Here is a 19,125-nt window from a genome sequence, read left to right on the forward strand (position 1 = left end):
CTTAAACAGCGGAAAGAGTGAATAGGATGAACGAAGAAATCAAACAATCTCTGAAATTATTTATTGTGCTGTCGCGTGCACATAAAGCAATTACTGAACAGACCAATCAATTTTTCCAGGCGAGTGGCGTAAATCCAACTGAATTTGCAGTTTTAGAGCTTTTGTACCATAAAGGGAAACAACCACTTCAAAAAATAGGTGGCAAAATATTACTAGCAAGTGGTTCTATTACTTACGTTATTGATAAACTCGAAAAAAGAGGCTATATTACGCGTGTTAATTGTCCGAGTGATCGCCGTATCACTTATGCAGAAATATCAGCGCAAGGTAAAGAATTCATGGCACAGATTTTTCCGGAACATGAAAAAAAATTGCATGAATTGACGGAAGCGTTATCGAATGAAGAAAAAGAGCAAGCCATTGAATTGATGAAAAAACTAGGTTTGTCGATCAAAGATTTATCATACTAATTCAAAAAAGGCCATCCAAATTTTGGATGGCCTTTTTTGAATTGATGGATGTCTCTATTGGAGTACTCATTATTCAACTGATTGAATCGTTTTCCCCATAGAAATAAAATCTTCTGTTGCGTTAACCGTGTTGTCATCAAAAATAGTTAGACGCACGATCAGTTTATCGTTTTCGTAAACAATCCCGGTTACACTGCCTTCAGTACTTGGCACTTCGAAGGCCGCGGATTGTTTAAAGTTAGCACCATCGAAATTACTGGCTTCAACTGCTTCTGTATCTGGATTAACAGCTTTTAAGGTTTGTTTCATGCTTTCTGTTGCAGAAGCAAAATCGATGTCCTCAGAAGAAAACGTCTCAATTCTCATAAAAACGGCTGAATTATCCGAAACATACAGTGAATCTTTGTTTGGCTCTTCTGCTGTTAGTTCGTAACCATCTAAGACATGCAGTTCGTAGTTTTGTTCATCGCTTTGAATTAAGGTACCTGCAGCTTCTTCAACTGATTCGTCATCGCTTGTAGTGGTGTCTTCAGTACTTTCTTCAACTGATTCGTCATCGCTTGCAGTGGTGTCTTCAGTACTTTCTTCAACTGATTCGTCATCGCTTGTAGTGGTGTCTTCAGTACTTTCTTCAACTGATTCGTCATCGCTTGCATTGGTGTCTTCAGCTGGTGCTTCTACTGGCTCAGTGTCTTCTTCGACAGTAGCTGCAGTTCCACAAGCTGCCAATAGCATAGCGATCATTAGAGCGGATGAGAATAAAAATAAGTTCTTCTTCATAAAAAAAATTCCTCCTATCGGTTTGTCTAGTAGACGTCCCAGAAAGAGGAATGTTTCACTTTAAATCGCTAGTGGGAAAATCAAAAATAACAAGACGATCATAACCAAATGAGAAACGATGATAACAGGTAAACTTCTTTTCCATTCATAAAGCAAACCAAGAATCAATCCTGTGATGATTCCAGTCCAAGCTCCTGGCCAAAATCCACCTAATGCCAGCGCCAGACCAAACAAAACAGAGCTCGCTAAAACTGCCAGTGGCGTCGAGCAATAGTGTTTAAACTTCTGCTGAACAAGTCCTCTCCAAAAAATTTCCTCACCCGGTACGATGATAAACATTAATAGTAGGTAGTGCCAAATCGTAACAGGTGCAAAATTTGCTAGAAAACTTTTGACAGATCCAGCTATATTGAAAGGTGTTAATAGTAATAGCTGAAATCCGGCAGCAACGAGCCCGTAAAGAAGTGTTCCAAAGACTAATCCGTAAACCAAAGATTTCCACGTAACAAGCTCATCAAAAATTTTAACGAATATAATAGCGAGAGACATTAATATCAGCATCGCAAATGTGTACATATACCAAAAAATAGCAGTATTTTCAAAAGCTAAATTGTATAAAAAGAAAGCTAGCGGCAGCATCAAAATCAACGGATGCTGTTTTAAAAAGTTAATCATGTAAATCCTCCTAAAAATTAAAGCCGTATTCCATTTTAATGACTCAGTAAAGACAAAGGTGTTCGACTTGTTTTCTTGCTGTATACTAATTCTAGTACAGGTGTTTTTTGACATGTCTTAAGACAGTCTCGTACAGTATGTGCTAAATAGAATAGTAGCGTCCGTTTAGTATTATACCAGAAGGAATTAGTAAAACTAAGACAAAAGGAGAACAATTCATGACTGACTATAACGAGCAACTCGAAGCGTTAAAAAATGGTGAAATCGAATCTATTACAATTGAAAAAGAAGATTTTCTAGAATTCCGCAAGGTTTTGATTGAACGTGAGGATTTTAAGCATTTTAAAGGCACAGCCTATCATCACGGAACGACCAGTTATATCTACACCGAAGAACCGTCGAAATAAGAAAGCGTAATTAGAAGCGGAGGGGACAATGTGGAGAAATTAACACAGGCTAGAACACAATTAAATCAATTAGTAGTAGGTAGAGAAAAAGAGATTGATTTTATGTTAATCGCGTTGATTCAAGGGGGACATGTACTGCTTGAAAGTGTACCCGGTTCAGGTAAGACGTGGATGGCTAAAGCATTTGCGGGGTCATTTGCTGGTCAATTTCAGCGAATTCAATTTACACCAGACGTTTTGCCGTCAGACGTGACAGGCATTCGTTTTTTCAATCCGAAGACGCAGGAATTTGAATTACGGGCTGGCCCAGTTCAAACTAATTTACTACTAGCGGATGAAATTAACCGGGCGACACCTAGAACGCAGTCAAGCCTGTTGGAATCGATGGAAGAAAAACAGGCGACCATTGATGGAGAGACTATACAATTGCCAGATCCGTTTATCGTCATTGCTACACAAAATCCCGTGGAATCGCAACAAGGAACATTTCCACTTCCTGCGGCACAACTGGATCGCTTTTTGTTTCGCCTAGAAATTGGGTATCCAAATCAACAAGAAGAGTTGTCTATCATTCGGAATTTTCGAGATAACGTTTCCCATAAAAAAGAAATTCTACCAGTGGCATCAGTTGAAGATGTTCGGAAATGGCGCATTGAAGCGAGTAAAGTAGCAGTTCACGAAGACATTGAGATGTATATTGTTTCACTTGTCCGCGCAACACGTGAACATCCATCAATTGAACTTGGCTTGAGTTCTAGGGCGGCTCTGGCACTTGTTCATGCAGCTCAAGGAAGAGCATTTATCGAAGGTCGAAATTTCGTAACGCCAGATGATGTAAAGTATATACTCGAACCCGTCGCGGTCCATCGGTTAATGCTGACAGCTGAAGGTATGCTCATTCAGGAGCCCACAGCTATTTTACGTGAAATTTCCACTTCTGTTGCTTCACCGGTAGAGGCGTTTTAGATGGTGTGGATGCGTCATGCTGACGATACGAAAAATATGAAATGGGTATTGGGCTTATTAATTGCCTTATTCTTTATGGCAATGATATTTTTACAGTTTTTAGCTGCAGCTGTCATCGGTTTTGCAGCAACAGTAGTGGGGTTGCAAATTCTCTATTTAGACCGAGCCGGCAAGAAATTGGTTTTTCAAAACAACCGCATACGTAAGCGTCTTCTTTATGGAGGAGATTCTTCTTGGGAACTTGTTTTTAAAAATGAAGGCTTGCCTATTTGGAACGGTCAATTGAAAATTTGGTTTCATGATGCTGTAGAGCCGAAAGGTGACAGTGCAGTGAGCTATGGAGATTTAGTAGAAGTTGATCTTCCTTTTACCATTGGCAGTAAGCAGACAATTGAAATTGATGTGCCAATTACAGGTAAAAGAAGAGGACTGTCGCGTATTCAGAAAATGGAGCTACTCATTGCTCATCCTTTTGGAGAAGGCAGCATAACTCTGGAGTATCAGCCGGCGATTTTACATGAGCAGCTGGTCTTTCCAAAACTCCAAAAATACCCTTTTCGGTATACGCCGTCCCGTCAAAAACCGGGTCAATTCAATTTGCAACATACTTTGTTTGATGATGCCTTTCAGCCAATTGGTACGAGGGATTACGTATCAACAGACCAATTCAATCAAATCCATTGGAAAGCCAGTGTTAGAATGCAGCAATACCAGACAAAAATTTTTTCGACAGTAGCTAATGAATCAATGCTCTTTGCGCTTAACGTGTCAGCCTTTTATGGCACCATCCATGATTTAGAAGATAGAATTGAAGAATTGGCTAGTTATATTGAGAATTGCTTTAGCGCCGGTGTGCCTTATGCAGTAGCAGTTAATATTCGTTCAGCCGGTAAAATGCCTTATTTATATTTGTCTACAGGACTCGGACAAAAGCAACGACAACAGGCGTTAGAACTGCTATCGATTATTTCCAAAAATAATGCTACACTGCCTTATCGCACAATGCTGGGACATTTGGATATGCATATAGAACTGCCTTATACGACTTATCTATTAACTGATACACCAAGTGACGCTTTACGCTTTATTACGAAATGGAGTGGTCAAACAGAATTGACCGTACTGCCAAGCAGAAAGGAACGTGATTTGGCATGACATCACGCTTGCCATCTGCCATTCACTTTATGCTAGATGCTTTTATCATTGCGTTGGTTCTGGTTTTTGCTGATACACAAGGAGCCTTGTCTGTAGCTTGGATTTGGCTGTTGCTCGCATGGCTAGTCTCCGTTAGTTCGTACCTCCTTTTTTCAAGGTATTCGTATCAATTAGTAGGAGGGATCGGTCTTTCCACTGTTGCGACAGTAAGTATGTGGGCAATGGGTATGTCGTTATGGTTGGCGACTATTTTAGGGATGCTGTCTGTTTACTTGCTTCATGCACGGTATTCAGTACGTTACAAAGAATTCAATTACGGTCACTATTTTTTAATGAAATTCACCGTAGTTTTTAGCATCTGCTGGACATTGGTACTGCTAAATCCAAACCAGCAAACAAGTCGCCTCCTGTTTTCCATCGTACCTGTTGCCATCTTATTTTATGTGGGTGCGCAATTGCTCTATAGCTATCTTCATACGAGACAAACCGGTGCAAAATTTAGCCAAGTAGCGAGTGTGTTTGGACTTCTCGTCAGCATTCCTTCCGTGGTAGCAATCAGCATCTTTTATATAGCTGATGATGTTCGGAGATTAGCCGGATGGGCAGTGGGAGGAATGATACGGGTTGTATTTTGGTTACTTGCGTTATTGCTTGAGCAGGTAAATGAATTTTTAGCAGGCTTATCAACAGAAGAAGAAATGCAAGAAACCTTAGAGGTACTTGGTCCCGATGAGGAAACAGGGCAACGTGAAACTATGGTAAGTGAAACAATGCCGTCAGATTTTCCAATTGAAATTCTTTTAGGAATCGTGATGGTCATAAGTGCAGTAGTACTGATAATATGGCTAAGAAAAATTAAGCCGGATTCAGAAACGCCTGTACCCAAAAGCACAATCCGTATGAAAAGGCATGATCATTTATCTACAGAACTGTTCGTATCGACTGCTAAGGAATCGCCAGCTAGCAGGGACTTGCATCAAATTAGAGAAGTTTTTCGCAGTCTTGAACTAATGGCCAAAGAGCAAAAACTAGAACGGCAAAGTCACGAGACAGTCCGAGAGTGGATAGCACGAATGGATTGGGACGTATCAGCTTCTTTTTACAAAACCTACGACCGCGTCCGATATGGCGATAAACAGTTGCCGGAATCACAAGCTTCAAACTTTATCGCTGAAATTGAAAAAATAAAAAATCACTATTTGAATAAAAATGTTTAATTTGTTTTCAAGTCGGGCATAGTATACTTGAACAACAGCAACATTCTCATTTCCCCCTTTTGTGGTCGGTCCGTTTACGGATCGGCTTCTTTTTTGCGCTTAATAAGCGAGAGCGTAGTTCTTGTATCTACATAAGTGAATATCCTAAAGATGTTTGCTAAACTGAAGCTATATACAAAAGGAGGAACTACATATGAAGATTGGATTTATCGGAACTGGCGTGATGGGCAGTAGTTTGGTTAAGCATTTGCTCGACCATGAGCACGAGGTTTCAATCTTTACACGAACTGCTAAAAAAGCGGAAAGCTTAGTAAAAGCCGGTGCATTCCTTGTTGATTCACCTCAGCAAGTAGCGAATAACTGTGAACTCATTTTCACTATGGTGGGCTATCCAGCTGATGTTGAAGAAGTTTATTTTGGTGAGCGAGGCCTGTTGGGGAATACTAAAAAAGGAACGATACTTGTGGACCTAACCACTTCTCAGCCACAGTTGGCCCAAAGAATTTTTGAAGCAGCTACGCTAAAAGGTCTCCATGCGCTGGATGCACCCGTTTCTGGTGGCGATATCGGTGCTAAAAATGGCGTATTATCGATTATGGTAGGTGGAGAAAAAGAAATTTTCAAGCAGATTTCTCCAGTTTTCAACTTATTCGGTGAAAATATCGTATTTCAAGGTCCTGCTGGTTCAGGGCAACATACCAAAATGTGCAACCAAATTAACATTGCCAGCACAATGATTGGGGTGTGTGAATCGCTTATTTATGCAGAGAAGGCGGGATTAGATCCTGAACGTGTACTGCGTTCTATTTCTTCAGGCGCAGCCGGTTCCTGGTCACTGTCAAACTTAGCACCTAAAATGATTAATGAAGATTTCCGCCCCGGTTTTTACATCAAGCATTTTATAAAAGATATGAAAATTGCAGCAGAAGAAGCAGAAAACTGGGGATTGGATTTACCGGGTCTTCGCTTATCTCTAAGCATGTATGAAAAAGTAGCAGCACAAGGTCACGAAGAACAAGGTACGCAAGCTTTAGTAGAATATTATCGATCATAAAAAAACTGGAAACCTCTACAGGTTTCCAGTTTTTAAAAATCAATCAAAATAGGATTTTTTAGGTGAATAAAATCGGTCAACTTGTCTTGGCTGATAGGATTTAGTGAAGTTAGAACGTACCATTTCTTTTTTTTGCGGTTCTAATCCAGTCAGCATCCGTAAAATTTCTTTCGCTACTTTCAAGTTCATTCGGCTAGGAGGATTGCGGTACGTATCGTCCAAGTGGCCTAAATGTTCGAGCGACGAGAAGTCTTCTTTTTTCGGAAGCATGTGAAAATAATAATTGCCGCATTTTACGAGGACTGAAGATTGCTGTTGACTTTTCTGAGGGTTTTTACTGAAGTGTAAACCAATTTTTAATGCACGTTGTTGTACAATCATTAAATTTAACGCTTCTTTCTTCAGTGCATACAAATAATGATTATCAGGAGCAGTTTTTGCATGGCGGTTAACAGTGAAAATGGCTTGCGCGATATCTGAATCTGATTTAGTAACTGGCATGAACTCATTCCTTTCTTACAAAATAGTGAGTAGTTCGACTTTATCATATCAAAATTATTAAGCACTGTATACAAAAGCTCCATGTGCAATAAAAGGGGAAATCAATGACTTTGTAGAATGCTTTAGTTAAGGTGATCGAAACTGTCTGCAGTTTAGCTAACGAAATGCGGGCAAACAAAGAGCACTGATTTATGCGTTGTAATTTAATCAAAAGGGGATGTTTACATGTTTACGGATCAAACGATTATTGTTACAGGTGGCTCAAGTGGTATGGGACTGCACATGGCTAAGAAATTTGCCTCAGAAGGAGCTAATGTCGTCATCACAGGACGCGATATGGAAAAACTCAACGAGGCTGTGAAAGCGATTGCAGGAGACCGCGGTTCTGTCGAAGTTTTTCAAATGGATGTACGGGAACCTGAACATGCTAAAGCAATGGTAAAATTCGCTCATGAAAAATTTGGCAGAGTGGACGGATTGGTGAATAATGCTGCTGGAAACTTTATTGTTCATGCAGAAAAGTTATCGCCAAATGGCTGGAAATCAGTAATTGATATTGTCTTGAACGGAACTTTTTTCTGTTCGCATGCAGTCGGAAACTATTGGATTGAGAACGGTACAAAAGGCAACATTGTAAATATGCTGGCAACGTATGCTTGGAATGCTGGAGCAGGAGTTGCCCATTCAGCTGCAGCTAAAGCAGGCGTGATGTCGTTGACACGGACGCTTGCTGTTGAATGGGGTACACAGTTCGGTATTCGCGTAAACGGTATTGCGCCTGGACCGATTGAACGAACGGGTGGAGCTGACAAGCTTTGGGAATCTGAGAAAGCCGCTAAACGGACATTAGAGTCAATTCCTCTTGGCAGACTTGGAAAACCCGAGGAAGTGGCTGAACTGGCCGCCTTTATCATGTCAGATAAGGCTTCTTATATGAATGGGGAAATCGTCACCTTAGATGGTGGGCAGTGGCTGAATAAGTTTCCTTTTTAAGTAAGTTCACGCAACAATTAATTAGTTTCCGAAATCTTGATGTGTTATGATGAGTCTAACTAGACAGCGTCTAATACAGGAGATTTAAAAGGAGTAGAGTACATGATTTCATTGCCAAGCAAAGATTTTCTTGATACACCAATCGAAGACTATATCATCTCTTCCGAGAAAGTAGCGCATGTTCAAATGGGGAACAGTGCCGAACATGCACTGCTCGTCTTAACGAAGACAGGCTATTCAGCCATACCGGTATTGGATTCGAAATACCGCTTTTGCGGTTTAATCAATGCACAACGGATAACTGACGCAATTCTTGGAATGGATCATATAGAATACGAGCGGCTTTCTGATATCCGCGTGGAAGATATCATGGAAAAAGATTTGCCTTTGATCCACGTCAATGAACGTTTTCAAAAAGCGCTTGATATGGTCATTAACCAGAACTTTCTATGTGTAGTAGACGACGAAGAAATGTTTATGGGGATTTTGACGCGGCGTGTTGTATTAAAGCAGCTAAAAAAACAAATTTATCAATTGAAAAGATGAGCACAGTAACTGGAAAAGGTCTCGTCATAGAGGCCTTTTTTACGATGGAAGCTAAATTTTAGCGTTTCATATTAGCTGTAAAACTTTAGCGCCCGTGTAGACGTAACGGGCGCTTTCGCTTTTTTAATAGCTAATCGAAAAGAGGTTTGTTGAATGGAAGGAACAAAAAAACCACTCGTTTTAGCGTCTGTCATGCTCGCGATGTTCGTCAGTGCTGTCGAAGCGACGATCGTCTCGACAGCCATGCCAAGCATCTCAGCTGAACTAGGTGGGTTTTCAAAATATAGTTGGGTGTTCTCAGCCTATTTGTTGATGAGTACTGTAACCGTGTTACTCTACGGTAAACTATCCGACATATTCGGACGTAAACGTATATTTGCTGTCGGCATGCTTTTGTTTTTACTCGGTTCTTTATTATGTGGGTTGGCCAATTCAATAGATGAACTTATTTTTTACCGATTTATCCAAGGAATGGGTGCAGGTGCCGTTATGCCAATCGCCACGACGATTGTCGGAGACATCTACTCTAGAGAAGAACGGGCTAAAATCCAAGGTTACCTATCAAGTGTCTGGGGAATTTCGGCAGTTACGGGTCCTGCAATTGGAGGGATTCTCGTCGTCACGATTGGTTGGGAATACGTCTTCTGGATCAATTTGCCTCTTGGGATTATTTCGTTGCTCGGTGTTCTGTTGTTTTTAAAAGAGCCAGTCAATACGAAGAAACCGGTAATTGACTATAAAGGGGCTGCTTTATTGACAGCTGCTTTATCGACTATGTTGTATCTGTTAGTTGAAGGCGGCGTATCATTTGATTGGTTTTCTACGAAATCGCTGATTTTACTAACTGCCAGTATCTTGTTTTTTGTGTTATTCATATGGGCAGAGCGAAAAGCCGTCGATCCGATGATGCCTTTTGAGATTTGGCGCAATAAAACTATTTTTTATGCCAACTTGGTTTCTTTGACAAATGGTGTTATTTTAATAGCAATTTCTAGTTACTTGCCAACATATGTAACGGGTGTCATGGAACAACCTGCCGCGATTGCAGGCTTCACGTTAACAGCTATGTCAGTCGGGTGGCCATTAGCTGCTTTTTTCTCGGGAAGACTCTTGCTGAAAATCGGGTATTTTAAAACATCTATTGCTGGTGGTGCTTTTTTACTAATAGGATCTTTGTTGTTTGTTTTGATGCAACCTGGATTCGGTCCTTTATGGGCGGCCATGTCGAGTTTTTCCATTGGTCTTGGCATGGGCTTAACTAGTACCGTGTTTATCGTTGCAATTCAGGCTGCCGTATCTTATGAACAGCGTGGTTCTGCCACTGCTTCAAACATGTTCATGCGGAACTTGGGTAGTACAATTGGTGTCGCATTGCTAGGTAGTATTCTCAACAGTTCATTACTGCGTTATTTCGCTGACAGTGGTCAAAACTATTCTTTAAGCGCTATCAATGATTTGCTTAGTGCAGATGCTCGCGCAGGAATTCAAGTAGAGTCATTGAGATTTTTACAACAAGCATTAGCTGAATCGCTTCAACATGTCTATTTAGTCACTGCATTTTTCGCATTGCTTAGTTTTATTTTGATCTTTGGGCTTCGTGGGAAAAAAGGAGTGAAAAGTCGTGTCAAATGAAGAGTTAATCATTAAGATATTGGCAGAAGAAGGCAATATGAGAAAAGCTGCAGAGCGTCTGTTTTTATCACAGCCAGCCTTATCGCAGCGGTTGCAGTCTATTGAAAAAGACTGGGGCCAACAATTATTTATTCGTTCGCAAAAAGGATTATCGCCTACACCTGCCGGAGAACTGGTCATTCAATATGCCAATGAAACCATACAGCGAAAAGAAGAAGTGTTCGAAGTCCTGCATACGTTAACTTCCAAAGTACACGGCACGTTAAAAATTGCCTGTGCTACGATTATTGGACAAAATTGGTTGCCAAAAGTATTAAAGGACTTTGTGACACTTTATCCAGAAGCGAAAATTCAGTTGATTACAGGATGGAGTTCAGAAATAGTTCGTGCGTTATACGACGGCGAAGCTCATATTGGGATTGTTCGCGGCCATACAGATTGGAAAGGACCGAAGTTGCATTTGTTCAAAGATACTTTGTATCTGGTAGACAAAGAAATTCGCTCACTTGAGGAACTTCTTCAAACCGATCGGCCGTTTATCCAGTTTAAAAGTGATTCTACTTACTATGAAGAAATTCAACAATGGTGGCAAAAACATTTTGCTTCAAATCCGAAACGACAAATTACGGTTGATCAGATTGAAACATGTAAGCAAATGGCCGTTAACGGAATTGGCTATGCGATCTTGCCATCAATTACGCTGACAGGAACTGAGGAAGTTCATATGATGCCATTGACTAACAATGAAGAAGAGTTAGAGTTAACACGAGATACATGGCTTATTGGATACGAATCTGCTTTTCAGTTGCGCCAAGTAGAAGCATTTGTTGATATCGTTGAAAAACATGCCGCTTTATTAAGATGAAGTGGATGAATTTTTATGCTAAATCAGATATAATAACAACATCACTTAATAGAAAGAGGTTTTATTGATGAAACAGATGGATGCAACTGAAATAATCTCGTACATACAAAATGCAAAAAAAGCGACACCCGTAAAAGCGTACATAAAAGGTCAAGGCGTTGCTGATTTGGATTATGGCACAGAGTCCAAAGTTTTCGGACAAGGCAATTCAGTAACTGTATTCGGCGAATGGGCAGATATTCAAACGGCACTAGAAGCAAATGCTGCGCTCATCGAAGATTCTGTAGTGGAAAACGATCGTAGAAATTCAGCGATACCACTATTAGATATGAAAAACATCAATAGCCGCATTGAACCCGGTGCATTTATCCGTGAAAATGTAGAAATCGGAAACAATTGTATCATTATGATGGGTGCTGTAATTAATATTGGTGCTGTTATTGGCGATGGTACAATGATCGATATGGGCGTAATTATGGGCGGTCGGGCGACAGTTGGCAAAAACTGCCACATCGGTGCTGGAGCAGTACTAGCCGGCGTTATCGAACCGGCATCAGCAACTCCTGTTATCGTCGAAGACGATGTTATGATCGGCGCCAACGCAGTGGTTCTCGAAGGCGTTCGGATTGGTAAAGGTGCAGTTGTCGCAGCGGGCGCAATCGTCATCGAAGATGTGCCTGAAAACTCCGTAGTGGGCGGCACACCAGCGCGCGTATTGAAATTAATGGACGAAAAGACTCGTTCAAAAACAGAAATCAAACACGAACTAAGACAGCTATAATCGGTGAACCCAATGGAATTAGTGAGAATTAGGAGAGCATTGCATCAGATTCCGGAAATTGGTTTTCAAGAAGTAAAAACACAAGCTTATTTAATGGACATCATTTCTCAGTTTCCTCAAGAACGTATTGAACTTGTAAAATGGCGGACAGGTCTTGCAGTTAAAGTACGTGGTGATAACCCGACAAAACTGATTGGTTGGCGAACAGACATGGATGCTTTGGCGATTATGGAAGAAACCGAATTGGAATTCCAATCCCAGCATCCAGGATTTATGCATGCATGTGGTCATGATATTCATATGACCATTGCAATCGGGTTGTTGCACAAGCTAATTGATGAACCCATTCAAGACGATGTTGTCATTTTGTTTCAACCAGCTGAAGAAGGACCTGGAGGCGCCTTGCCTTTTCGGGAATGGCTGAAAACCGACAAGCCGGATTTTCTACCTGATTGTATTTATGCTTTGCACATTGCACCAGAGCTGCCGGTTGGTACTGTTGGTACACGATCTGGATTATTGTTTGCCAATACATCAGAACTGTTTATCGATCTTCATGGTAAAGGCGGACATGCGGCTTTTCCTCATTTGACAGAAGACATGGCGATTGCAGCCGCTTCTATGCTGATGCAGCTCCAAACCGTGGTCAGTCGCAATGTGAACCCGATGGATTCGGCCGTGCTCACCATTGGCAAGTTAAGCGCTGGAACGGTACAGAACATTATTGCGGAACATGCACGGCTAGAAGGTACAATTCGCACACTTACTAGTGAATCGATGAGCCAAGTTAAACAGCGTATTGAAGCAATTTGCCGAGCGGTTGAACAAGCAAATAATTGCCAAGTCCACATTGATTACGGTTCGAGTTACCTTGAAGTTAAAAATGATGAGACTTTAGCAGAAAATTTCTTGCGCTACGCCAGCCAGGTTAAAGGCATCCAAGCAATGCAGAGCGATGCCGCGATGACTGGTGAAGATTTTGGTTACTTTACCGAACAAATTCCAGGGGTTATGTTTTGGGCAGGTGTTTCGTCAGCGTATGGACTGCATCACTCAAAATTGAATCCTGATGAACAAGTTCTTGAGTTGATGCCAGATTTTCTACATGGCTTCTTTTTAAAAAGTTAAAAGCAGACAGCTCAGGCTGTCTGCTTTTTTGTATCAGGAAAATTAAATAAATAGAACGATATAGATTGAACTAATGATTGCCACTTGACGATATTCCGCAAAACAGCTGTGCTTTTGGGTTCATAGGGTGTGAGTCATACAACTGGGGCTACAGGACGTCGCACCAGTTGAAAAGAGCTAGCAGGAGTCTCCATTGCTTTGCTCAATATCTTCTAGTTAACAATAGAGATATAGACAACACTTTCTTATTCAACGAGAAGCTTGTTTACTAGGATATCATCAGCAAGAATTTTTGATTCAAATTATTTAGAATTAATTGTGAGAAGATGGAACTAATTTAATTTACTAGCGTACTAATAAGGAGACGAGTAAAAGGGGGATTATCATGCATAAACGCTTGCTGGCATTTTTTGTTTTCGCATTATTCATGAGTTTGTTTACTATGCCACAACCTTCTTTAGCAGCGCCACAAATCACTATTGATTCGAGTGCTGGTTTTCAAAATAAAGTAAAGTATGAAAAAGGGTTGCCTCTTCAGTTCACAGTAACCAATGAAGGATCAGCATTTTCTGGAGATTTGGTACTCAGTTTTTCAGAGACGTATAACCTCGGAGCTGGTATGGCCTTGCCAATAGATCTTGCAGAAGGCGAAAGCAAAACGCTGCAAATCGCTTCATCCGGATTATCTGATATGTATTACTCCGGGGCACCGAGCGACCAAAGTATCTTCTTGTTTGAAGGTGGTTGGGAAAAAGGAAAGTCCATTAAGTTTAAAGGCAAGAAAACGATACAGCCATCTTACTATACACCAATGTCATTATTTGTAGCGACGTTAACAGATAATCCAGATCGTTTATCCCCTTTAAAGCAATTGAACGTTCCAACAAGTGAAGGAATCGAAGTGTTTCACCTCAATCAACTAAAAGAATTTACATTACCGACTGAAGTGCAGGCATGGGACATGATCGATTATTTGGTCATTGATGAGTTTGCTTATAGTGATTTACCGGCATCTACCCAAAAAGCAGTTTTACAATGGATTCAACAAGGTGGACACGTTGTTACAGGATCCACAACTAACCTACAAGCAGAACTTGGCAATTTGAGCGAATACCTGCCTTTGGAATTAGCCGATGTGACCGATGTGAAAGTTCCAGGATTAGAAACAGCAGTTCCTGTTTTTCAAGCAACAGTCAAAGAAGGGGCGACAGCTAAGCTGCAAAAAGACGGTCAAGTTTTTGCTGCCACACAATCAGTTGGCTCGGGTAGTTTGACACAAATGAGTTTTTCGCTTGGAGACGAAACGGTTTCCACACAAAAAGGCTACAGCCAAATGATGTCGAGTTTTTTTCCAGCAGTTGCTACAAACTCTAACTCAATGGGTGGACAATCCATACTCGATTATATGACCTATGAAGTAGGAAGTGTTAACGAGTTGTTTGAAAGCTTTGAAGTGTCAAAACCATTTATATTGGCGATTGTATTGCTCTATATTTTATTGATTGTCCCAGTACTCTATATTGTACTGAAGAAAAAAGACAAACGAGAATATGCCTGGGTTATCATTCCAGCAGTTGCTGTATTAACTTCTATTGGATTATTCGCTTTTGGTGCAAAAGACCGAATTGGTAATCCACAAATTCAACAAACTGGCTTTTTTGAAGTAGACGCGGATAGTGGATTAAAAGGTTATTACGTTAATTCATTATTGTCAAACCGCGGTGGCAACTACCAGTTTACAGCGCCTGCTTCTACTACAATGACTAGTCGCATAGCTAATGAATTTTCTTCAACAGAGCCTTATCTTTCGGCAATGTTGGAAAGAGGTGCAACCAATAGTCAAATGACTTTGCGAGATATGCGTTACTGGTCTGTACAATCGATTATGGGACAATCCTATATAGAAGATAGTGGTGACTTCGCTATCGATTTAACTGTAGCTGACGAAAAAATTACGGGAACTATTCAGAATAACTTTCCGTTTACGGTTGAAGAGATTTCAATTTGGACAGGTACACGTCTTATGGATGTCGGTAAGCTCAATCCTGGTGAAACCTTGAAAGTTAATGAAACCGTTCAATCAGCGATCTTGTCACCGGCTGCGCCTGTCGGACAATCCTATGCCTATCAGCCAGTAGCAAATGTAAAAGAGTTGGAAAAAGCGCGTCGTCAAACTTTACTATCCACATCTTTCGAACAATTATCTAAAAACGGTAAATCGCCTTACGTAATCGCTTATACGAAAGATGCGATTGTGCCAATCACACTTGAAAATCAACGAGCATCTGTAGAATCTGTCCACCTGATTGCACAAAGTTTTAAACCGCAATTAACATTGGAAGGCGATATCACATTAAATGTAGATGCCTTGACGTTAGATCTTGTGGCAGCCAATAATACAGGTTTTTTTGAAAATGTCTCAAATGATCCGTATCTCTATTATTTTGAACCTGGTGAATTTGACCTGACCTATACTTTACCAGAAGAAATTGAGTTAAAAAAATCAACATGGACTGAATTAGCACTTACTAAAACAGGACAAAACGTTACTGTCAGCCTATTCAATGTGGACAGCGGAAGTTACGAAGAAATTACAGAGACTAACCCAAAGTTTGCTGAAAAAGCAAAACAATATATCGGTCCAGAAGGCGCCATCAAACTAAAGTTGAAAGTTACCGAAAGTTCGAGCAACCCTGAAGTGGTTGTGCCGAAAGTCAAATTGAAAGGAGTGATTGCTCCGTGATTGAAACAATTGGATTAACAAAAAAATATGGGTCTTTTTATGCCTTACAAGATTTAAATTTAGTAGTAGAAGACAGTACAGTTTTCGGCTTTGTAGGTGCAAACGGGGCGGGTAAATCAACCACCTTTTCAATTTTGGCTACGCTTCTTCAACCAACAGCTGGTGATGCCTTTATTAATGGAATAAGTGTGACGAAAAACCCTCAAGAAGTGCGCAATCAAATTGGTTATATGCCCGATTTCTTTGGTGTTTATGACCAACTAAAAACAGATGAATATTTAGATTTTTACGGTGCTAGTTATGGGATCAAGCCAAAAGAACGCGCTGTGTTAATCCCGAAGCTTTTGGAACTGGTTAATTTAGAACATAAGCGTTATGACTACGTCGACTTATTGTCTCGCGGCATGAAACAGCGGCTTTGTTTAGCGCGGGCGCTGATTCATGATCCGAACATCTTAATATTAGACGAACCTGCTTCAGGACTAGATCCACGTGCACGTGTAGAAATGAGAGATATCTTACGAGAGTTAAAAGCTATGGGCAAAACGATCTTAATTTCTTCTCATATTCTTCCAGAACTTGCTGAAATGTGCGATAGCATTGGCGTCATTGATAACGGAAAATTGATTGCACAAGGTTCTGTAGCTGACATTCAAGCGCAACTTCAAAGTGAAAAAGTACTTCGTGTCAAACTAGTGGGCGATATGCAATCAGTCATTGCATTTTTTGAAATGGATCCGTTTGTTTCTCAAATAGAAGTACAACAAGACAAAAATAGCATTCAATTTTTCTACAGAGGAACAGATGAAGATCAACTGCAGTTGTTGCAACGAGCTATCCACCAAAAACTGCCGATTTTATCGTTCTCAGAAGAAGAGACGGATTTGGAAGATGTCTTTATGGCGATTACAAAAGGAGTGGAAATCGGATGAAAACCCTTTTTGGCAATCCCGTACTAGTGAAAGAACTTAAATTGCGCTTTCGTAACTTAAAAAGCTTTACCGGGATTTTGTTTTATTTAATTGCGATGAGCGTCTTTGTTTTCGGTTTCATCTTTCTAGCTACATCCTTAACAGGTAATGGTTTTTTTCGTCCGGATGAAAGTTTTATGTTATTTAGCATCATGACGTATATTCAATTAGGATTGATTTTATTCATTACGCCAGCATTAACAGCTGGGACCATTAGTACAGAACGTGAAAAACAGACCTTGAATATTTTACTGACAACTTCGCAAACTTCTTTCCAAATTATTTTTGGGAAAATGACATCATCCATCGCCTTTTTGTTGTTGATGATTGTGTCGGGGTTACCAATATACAGTTTAGTGTTTTTATACGGGGGCGTTTCGCCCAGTCAGTTATTTTATATTTTCTTGTTTTATATGCTGACCTTACTGGCAATTGCTAGTATAGGTGTCATGCTATCGACCTTGATTCGAAAAACCATTGTTGCCATTATCGCAACATACGGAGCCATGATTTTCATCGCTGGTGTTACCGCCTTTTTCTTACTGATTTCGGTTCAAGTTTCTCAAATGGGTTCGGCGGTGTCTTCAATCTCACCAATGGCTCATTTTTGGGCTACCATTAACCCGCCGGCAGTGTTGCTAACTTTGCTGCAGCCCTCAATGGAAGAGCAATTGCAAAGCTTAACGATGGTCCCCATTCCTCTGTGGATTGGTTATGCCATTTTCTATGTTTTGGTATCAGCCGGCTGTCTTTTATTGGCTGTCAAAAAGCTGCGCGTCAATATGAATAAATACAAATAAGGAGGGACTTTCATGAACAATCGTGATATACGCAGCTATGTTAAAAAAGTTGAGCGGCTGTTAAAAATGCTTCATATCAGCCGTGTTTTTCAGTTTGCATTATTTGTAGGTCTGACTTTAGCTACAGTATTGCTGTTAGTATCACGGTTGTTCGTGCTTCCTTATTATGAATTTTATGCATATGTAGCAGGAGTTGCTATCGTGATAAGTTTGATTGTGTTGTCTAGTAAAGGCTTACCTAACGTGCAACAAGCGGTGCAAGAATTGGACCGTTTTACACCTCATAATCAGTTGCTAACCGTGTGGAAGCTAACAGAACAAAACACATTAACTAAAGAATTATCTCGTGAAACAGCCAAAATCATTCCGTATAGCTACCGACTATTCCGCAAAGAACGCAAAGTATGGCTACGTCCTAAGTGGTTAATCGGAGCGGTCGTTAGTGCGACGTGTATGGTCTTGCTTTTAGTGTTTCCTAGTAATTTGCAAAATCAGGCAAATGATGTGGAAAAAGAACTTGAATTGGTAGAAGATATTAAGAAAGAAATTAATGAGATAAAAAAGCAAGCAGAAACAAAAGTGGTTAAAAAAGAATTGGATGCATTACAAGCAACAATCAAAGATAAAGAAAATCCAGAAGCTATATTAAAAGAAATCGTCAAAAAACAAAAAGAATTAGATTTGAAAAAACGCCAGCTGGCAAAAGGCAAAAACCCGGATGCTAAAGAAATTAGCGAAGATATTGAAAAAGCTGCTGGGCAATTAGCTGAGAAGGCCGGAAACACACAAACAGCTTTGAGTAATATGGGAAAACCTGTAGCATTTCCATTACAACAAACTATAGCCAAGCGAGAACAATCAACTAGTAGCAAAGAAAATGATTCTTCTGAAGGCAAATCTTCTGACGCAGAAGGGAAATCTAGTGAATCTAGTTCTAGTGGGCAAGCATCAGAAAACGAAGAAAGTGAAACTACTAAAACAGCTGGAGAGTCAGAAAGTAGCCAATCACAAAACCAAGAACAAGAACAAGGGCAAGGACAAGGACAAGGGCAAGGACAAGGACAAGGACAAGGACAAGGACAAGGACAAGGACAAGGACAAGGACAAGGGCAAGGACAAGGACAAGGACAAGGGCAAGGACAAGGGCAAGGCAGCGGAGCTGGTAAAGGTCAAGGAAGCCGAGATTTGTTAACTGTACCTTCTCGAATTGGAGGTCAAAGTGACACATCAGTCGATAGCGGAAAAGTGGGAGAAGGACAAGCGGCCGGCGAACAATATGGTGCTGTTCCTGCAACTAAAGGAACGGTCCAGCCTTATGCGGACGTAGTGGGAGATTATTCAACTTCATATTTCTCAAGTGCAGATCGTCTCCAACTGCCAGCTGATTTACAAACCATTGTAGAACAATACTTTACAGATATTGAATCCGACAAATAGAAAA

The 19,125-nt window shown here is 40.5% G+C and carries 19 protein-coding genes; 16 read left to right on the forward strand and 3 right to left on the reverse strand.

Going from position 1 to position 19,125, the window contains the following annotated elements; genetic code table 11:
* Window positions 1-26: 26 nt before the first annotated feature.
* Window positions 27-470 (forward strand): MarR family winged helix-turn-helix transcriptional regulator, encoded by a 444-nt coding sequence (locus AUO94_RS13895; protein ID WP_058384783.1) that lies wholly within the window; start codon window positions 27-29, stop codon window positions 468-470.
* A 69-nt stretch (window positions 471-539) separates the two neighbouring features.
* On the opposite strand, the gene AUO94_RS13900 is transcribed toward AUO94_RS13895, so the two are convergent.
* Together AUO94_RS13900 and AUO94_RS13905 are read right to left on the reverse strand one after the other, a co-directional pair.
* Entirely contained in the window at window positions 540-1,250 is a 711-nt protein-coding gene (locus tag AUO94_RS13900; protein WP_058384784.1) for a hypothetical protein, read from the reverse strand.
* Between the two features lie 60 nt (window positions 1,251-1,310).
* The gene (locus AUO94_RS13905; protein ID WP_058384785.1) at window positions 1,311-1,925 is read right to left on the reverse strand and encodes a CPBP family intramembrane glutamic endopeptidase; all 615 of its coding nucleotides are present in this window, start codon (window positions 1,923-1,925) and stop codon (window positions 1,311-1,313) included.
* Between the two features lie 218 nt (window positions 1,926-2,143).
* Here AUO94_RS13905 and AUO94_RS13910 point away from each other — a divergent pair, with 218 nt between their 5' ends.
* The 5 genes from AUO94_RS13910 (at window position 2,144) to AUO94_RS13930 (ending at window position 6,724) form a co-directional block, all read left to right on the forward strand.
* Window positions 2,144-2,332 (forward strand): hypothetical protein, encoded by a 189-nt coding sequence (locus tag AUO94_RS13910; protein WP_058384786.1) that lies wholly within the window; start codon window positions 2,144-2,146, stop codon window positions 2,330-2,332.
* A 30-nt stretch (window positions 2,333-2,362) separates the two neighbouring features.
* Window positions 2,363-3,298: an AAA family ATPase gene (locus tag AUO94_RS13915; RefSeq protein WP_058384787.1), complete on the forward strand. Its 936-nt coding sequence runs from the start codon at window positions 2,363-2,365 to the stop codon at window positions 3,296-3,298.
* Window positions 3,299-4,453 (forward strand): DUF58 domain-containing protein, encoded by a 1,155-nt coding sequence (locus AUO94_RS13920; protein WP_058384788.1) that lies wholly within the window; start codon window positions 3,299-3,301, stop codon window positions 4,451-4,453.
* Window positions 4,450-5,670 carry a hypothetical protein gene (locus tag AUO94_RS13925; protein ID WP_058384789.1) on the forward strand — a complete coding sequence of 407 codons (1,221 nt, stop codon included), beginning with the start codon at window positions 4,450-4,452 and terminating at the stop codon, window positions 5,668-5,670. Before AUO94_RS13920 ends, AUO94_RS13925 begins: the two co-directional genes overlap by 4 nt.
* 193 nt (window positions 5,671-5,863) lie before the next feature.
* Window positions 5,864-6,724, forward strand: coding sequence for an NAD(P)-dependent oxidoreductase (locus AUO94_RS13930; protein WP_058384790.1), 861 nt, complete (start codon window positions 5,864-5,866; stop codon window positions 6,722-6,724).
* A gap of 39 nt (window positions 6,725-6,763) precedes the next feature.
* Here AUO94_RS13930 and AUO94_RS13935 read toward each other — a convergent pair whose 3' ends face one another.
* Window positions 6,764-7,225: a YkyB family protein gene (locus AUO94_RS13935; protein WP_058384791.1), complete on the reverse strand. Its 462-nt coding sequence runs from the start codon at window positions 7,223-7,225 to the stop codon at window positions 6,764-6,766.
* Window positions 7,226-7,450: 225 nt separating this feature from the next.
* Here AUO94_RS13935 and fadH point away from each other — a divergent pair, with 225 nt between their 5' ends.
* The 10 genes from fadH (at window position 7,451) to AUO94_RS13985 (ending at window position 19,121) form a co-directional block, all read left to right on the forward strand.
* Window positions 7,451-8,218 carry a 2,4-dienoyl-CoA reductase gene (fadH, locus tag AUO94_RS13940; protein ID WP_058384792.1) on the forward strand — a complete coding sequence of 256 codons (768 nt, stop codon included), beginning with the start codon at window positions 7,451-7,453 and terminating at the stop codon, window positions 8,216-8,218.
* Window positions 8,219-8,320: 102 nt separating this feature from the next.
* Complete coding sequence (gene cbpB, locus AUO94_RS13945; RefSeq protein WP_058384793.1) at window positions 8,321-8,764, forward strand: cyclic-di-AMP-binding protein CbpB; 444 nt, start codon at window positions 8,321-8,323, stop codon at window positions 8,762-8,764.
* Window positions 8,765-8,917: 153 nt separating this feature from the next.
* Window positions 8,918-10,396, forward strand: a complete 1,479-nt coding sequence (locus tag AUO94_RS13950) for an MFS transporter (RefSeq protein WP_058384794.1) — start codon at window positions 8,918-8,920, stop codon at window positions 10,394-10,396.
* A 37-nt stretch (window positions 10,397-10,433) separates the two neighbouring features.
* On the forward strand, window positions 10,434-11,261 hold the full coding sequence (locus AUO94_RS13955; protein ID WP_418055000.1) for a transcriptional regulator CcpC: 828 nt from the start codon (window positions 10,434-10,436) through the stop codon (window positions 11,259-11,261).
* A gap of 67 nt (window positions 11,262-11,328) precedes the next feature.
* On the forward strand, window positions 11,329-12,042 hold the full coding sequence (dapD, locus tag AUO94_RS13960; protein ID WP_058384796.1) for a 2,3,4,5-tetrahydropyridine-2,6-dicarboxylate N-acetyltransferase: 714 nt from the start codon (window positions 11,329-11,331) through the stop codon (window positions 12,040-12,042).
* A 12-nt stretch (window positions 12,043-12,054) separates the two neighbouring features.
* Window positions 12,055-13,170, forward strand: coding sequence for an N-acetyldiaminopimelate deacetylase (locus tag AUO94_RS13965; protein ID WP_058384797.1), 1,116 nt, complete (start codon window positions 12,055-12,057; stop codon window positions 13,168-13,170).
* A 385-nt stretch (window positions 13,171-13,555) separates the two neighbouring features.
* The gene (locus AUO94_RS13970; protein WP_058384798.1) at window positions 13,556-15,913 is read left to right on the forward strand and encodes a hypothetical protein; all 2,358 of its coding nucleotides are present in this window, start codon (window positions 13,556-13,558) and stop codon (window positions 15,911-15,913) included.
* Entirely contained in the window at window positions 15,910-16,845 is a 936-nt protein-coding gene (locus AUO94_RS13975) for an ABC transporter ATP-binding protein (RefSeq protein ID WP_058384799.1), read from the forward strand. The genes AUO94_RS13970 and AUO94_RS13975 overlap by 4 nt, the downstream gene beginning before the upstream one ends.
* Window positions 16,842-17,684 carry an ABC transporter permease gene (locus AUO94_RS13980; protein WP_058384800.1) on the forward strand — a complete coding sequence of 281 codons (843 nt, stop codon included), beginning with the start codon at window positions 16,842-16,844 and terminating at the stop codon, window positions 17,682-17,684. Before AUO94_RS13975 ends, AUO94_RS13980 begins: the two co-directional genes overlap by 4 nt.
* Window positions 17,685-17,696: 12 nt before the next feature.
* On the forward strand, window positions 17,697-19,121 hold the full coding sequence (locus AUO94_RS13985) for a hypothetical protein (RefSeq protein WP_058384801.1): 1,425 nt from the start codon (window positions 17,697-17,699) through the stop codon (window positions 19,119-19,121).
* Window positions 19,122-19,125: the final 4 nt, after the last annotated feature.

Origin of the sequence: Planococcus kocurii (genome assembly GCF_001465835.2) — a bacterium.
Lineage (GTDB): Bacteria > Bacillota > Bacilli > Bacillales_A > Planococcaceae > Planococcus > Planococcus kocurii.

Excerpts from the sequence above, each read along its gene's own strand:
- AUO94_RS13930 (WP_058384790.1), top strand. The coding sequence starts at position 5,864 with ATGAAGATTGGATTTATCGGAACTGGCGTGATGGGCAGTAGTTTGGTT.
- cbpB (WP_058384793.1), top strand. The coding sequence starts at position 8,321 with ATGATTTCATTGCCAAGCAAAGATTTTCTTGATACACCAATCGAAGAC.
- AUO94_RS13925 (WP_058384789.1), top strand. The coding sequence starts at position 4,450 with ATGACATCACGCTTGCCATCTGCCATTCACTTTATGCTAGATGCTTTT.
- AUO94_RS13900 (WP_058384784.1), bottom strand. The coding sequence starts at position 1,250 with ATGAAGAAGAACTTATTTTTATTCTCATCCGCTCTAATGATCGCTATG.
- AUO94_RS13920 (WP_058384788.1), top strand. The coding sequence starts at position 3,299 with ATGGTGTGGATGCGTCATGCTGACGATACGAAAAATATGAAATGGGTA.
- AUO94_RS13980 (WP_058384800.1), top strand. The coding sequence starts at position 16,842 with ATGAAAACCCTTTTTGGCAATCCCGTACTAGTGAAAGAACTTAAATTG.
- fadH (WP_058384792.1), top strand. The coding sequence starts at position 7,451 with ATGTTTACGGATCAAACGATTATTGTTACAGGTGGCTCAAGTGGTATG.
- AUO94_RS13895 (WP_058384783.1), top strand. The coding sequence starts at position 27 with ATGAACGAAGAAATCAAACAATCTCTGAAATTATTTATTGTGCTGTCG.
- AUO94_RS13935 (WP_058384791.1), bottom strand. The coding sequence starts at position 7,225 with ATGCCAGTTACTAAATCAGATTCAGATATCGCGCAAGCCATTTTCACT.
- AUO94_RS13970 (WP_058384798.1), top strand. The coding sequence starts at position 13,556 with ATGCATAAACGCTTGCTGGCATTTTTTGTTTTCGCATTATTCATGAGT.
- AUO94_RS13950 (WP_058384794.1), top strand. The coding sequence starts at position 8,918 with ATGGAAGGAACAAAAAAACCACTCGTTTTAGCGTCTGTCATGCTCGCG.
- AUO94_RS13910 (WP_058384786.1), top strand. The coding sequence starts at position 2,144 with ATGACTGACTATAACGAGCAACTCGAAGCGTTAAAAAATGGTGAAATC.
- AUO94_RS13965 (WP_058384797.1), top strand. The coding sequence starts at position 12,055 with ATGGAATTAGTGAGAATTAGGAGAGCATTGCATCAGATTCCGGAAATT.
- dapD (WP_058384796.1), top strand. The coding sequence starts at position 11,329 with ATGAAACAGATGGATGCAACTGAAATAATCTCGTACATACAAAATGCA.
- AUO94_RS13905 (WP_058384785.1), bottom strand. The coding sequence starts at position 1,925 with ATGATTAACTTTTTAAAACAGCATCCGTTGATTTTGATGCTGCCGCTA.
- AUO94_RS13955 (WP_418055000.1), top strand. The coding sequence starts at position 10,434 with ATGAGAAAAGCTGCAGAGCGTCTGTTTTTATCACAGCCAGCCTTATCG.
- AUO94_RS13985 (WP_058384801.1), top strand. The coding sequence starts at position 17,697 with ATGAACAATCGTGATATACGCAGCTATGTTAAAAAAGTTGAGCGGCTG.